General features: G+C 53.8%; 2 protein-coding genes. One reads left to right on the top strand and one right to left on the bottom strand.

Translation table 11 applies throughout. The annotated features are described in order from the left end of the window. Positions 1 to 676: 676 nt before the first annotated feature. Complete coding sequence (locus EGM97_RS26015) at positions 677 to 1042, top strand: DUF6124 family protein (protein ID WP_238965591.1); 366 nt, start codon at positions 677 to 679, stop codon at positions 1040 to 1042. A gap of 171 nt (positions 1043 to 1213) precedes the next feature. Here the strand turns inward: EGM97_RS26015 and EGM97_RS26010 are convergent. Further along, a partial coding sequence (locus EGM97_RS26010) for a calcium-binding protein (protein ID WP_477788892.1) occupies positions 1214 to 2471 on the bottom strand: 1258 nt, incomplete at its 5' end.

Genomic DNA, 2471 nt, shown 5'->3' with positions numbered 1-2471 from the left:
GTGTTTGGTCTTCGCAAACTCAACGTTAGCCAAGAACCACGATGACCATCCTCTTTCGCCCGCAGGGCGCCTTCGGCTGGTTCAGTTACACCACTTCCTGGGACACGATCGCCTTAAGCGCCGCTATTTGCAAAGCCGGCAAAATCTGTCCGACTTAATTCGCTCATTGCCGATCGTGAGTCCGTCTGCGGAGCACTATTCCCTCTCTACGTCATTATGGATAGCAGGTGGCTCCCGATTAGCTTGTAGGCAAATTCAGTGAGTTACGTGCGAAAGAACTCGACAACTTCCCCATTGACGATTCATTAAGTAAACACCTTGGAACTAGATGTTTAAAAACACTCGTTATTACTTCCAATCGCCTACGAAACCTTGTGCCAATGCCTACGGCTGAGCCAGAATCCGCTGGCTTTTACGATTATGGGGCGGGCTATATCGTTTTCCCTGTCACTGGAAAACAGTGATCGGGTTTGGTAGCCCGCTTTAAATCAGTCGTATGGCATCACCATATGCAGTCTCTTTTGGGACTGTGCTTTATATGGTGGCTATGCGTGGGGCTCCTTCGTGAGCGCCGGGTTTACTGCTTTGACCGGTCTACCAACCTGCGTATGGCCGCCACCTTTCGTTTGGTAGCGAGAGTGACGGTTCCTCAATTTTATAAGCAGAGATTCGTCCAATGTTCAAAGTTACGCCCAACCCTCCAGATCCCAATCCGATCCCCTATGATGCAACGCTTGACATGCTGAATATAAAAACAGCGCAGGACCGTGCAATCGACCTCTACCTCAATCCTGCGGCATCCAGGACGGCTACACCGTCGCGCAAACCTGGCAGCATCTTTGTCGTCGATCCCAGGGTGGATAATGAAACACTGCTCGTCGAGGCCTGTGATTCGCTATCGTCGGCCAGCGACATGGTGCGGGATATCGCAGCGTCCGTGGATGATTCACAACGCAGAGCCGTGCTGGTGCTGCAACAGGTGATCATGTTGAGCGAGCTCGCGGTGAATCGAGTGCTGGACACACAGCGCGTCCCGCGGTAGTTGCCCAGGCAGCGAAGCAACGCGCTGCCCCCACTCCAAAGCGCTTATGCCCGGCTCAAGCAATACCGGGCAAAAGCGACACATTCAGGGAGCAATCATAAAAGCGTGATCGCCTTGGAACGCTTCCTCCAGTGACTCATATCAAGCGGCAAGAGACACCGGCTCAGCTGTTCAAATAAACAAATCCACGTTGCCTCCCCCTACGCCCGACAGATTGATCAGCTGCATATCAGCTGTCTGGATCTGTTCGATAGTGTTGTGACCTGCATACCACCCCTCAAGACGCACACCCTCCTGTGGCGTCTGCCCTGGAGCAAAGCTTGATCGGTGCAGATAGAGGTCATCGCCGATGCGATCGGCCAACAGTTCAGAGCTGCTGATATATGACAGTACCAGTTTGTCGCCGCTGCTGACGCCGTCATCCTGAATCGTCACTAATTTTGGAGTATTGATGGTGTAGGTATCGTCACCTTCACCACCATTGGCGAAACCTCCGGCCTGCAACACCAACCTGTCATCCCCCAGGCCTCCTGACAATGAAAAGCCCGCGCCTGTCCCGGTCAACAGGTCATTGCCTTCACCACCATCAGCCATGCCAAGTGCCACAGTAATCGTGTCACTTCCGGCCTCGCCGTAGGCTTGAGTACCCTCGTCGTTAGCTGCCGTGACGATGGTGTCGTTACCGGTGCCGCCATACAAAATGTCTGCCTGCGGCCCATTGGCCGAGCCATCGATTTTGAAAGGCCCTGTCCAGGAAGTCAGCCCGCCGTAGAGGAAATCATTGCCGTCCCCGCCGTCAATGACGTCGTTGCCCAATCCACCCTCCAGGTAATTAACACCCGTGCTCCCAACCAAAACGTCATTGAAGTGACTGCCCAACACGTGTTCGATGTTGAGCAATACATCACCTTCGGCATCGCCACCCTGATTGATTTGAGTCTGCAAGTTGATCGAGACGCCTGTTGTGCTTGTTATGTAAAAAGCACTGTCCATAGCCTCGCGACCATCAATTACATCCGCTCCGGCTCCACCAATGAAGATGTCCTTTAAACGAGAGCCCGACAGGGTGTCGTCAAAATTGCTGCCTTGGAACATTTCAATGTTGGTGTAGGTATGGCCGGCAGCCTCCCCTATGTTGGTGCCGTTGGTCAGGTCGATGGTCACTGCGCTGCTGGACTGCTCATACGTGACTAAATCCTGGCCAGCCGCGCCATCCAGCGTCATGGACGAACTACCGCCATAGAAAATGTCGTTAAAACCTGATCCTCTGATTACCTCAATACCCGTATAGGTATCGCCTGTGGCGATCCCGGAATGAACACCGGTCTTGAGGTTGATGGTCACCGCTTCCTTGCTGTCGAGATACCCCGCCACGTCATAGCCGGCACCGCCGATGAACTGATCCGCTCCCGCGCCACCGTACAGCGTG

This window comes from Pseudomonas sp. AF32, assembly GCF_022342325.2.
In the GTDB taxonomy this organism is placed as follows: domain Bacteria; phylum Pseudomonadota; class Gammaproteobacteria; order Pseudomonadales; family Pseudomonadaceae; genus Aquipseudomonas; species Aquipseudomonas uvaldensis.
This window is presented reverse-complemented; position numbering and strand designations above follow the sequence as displayed.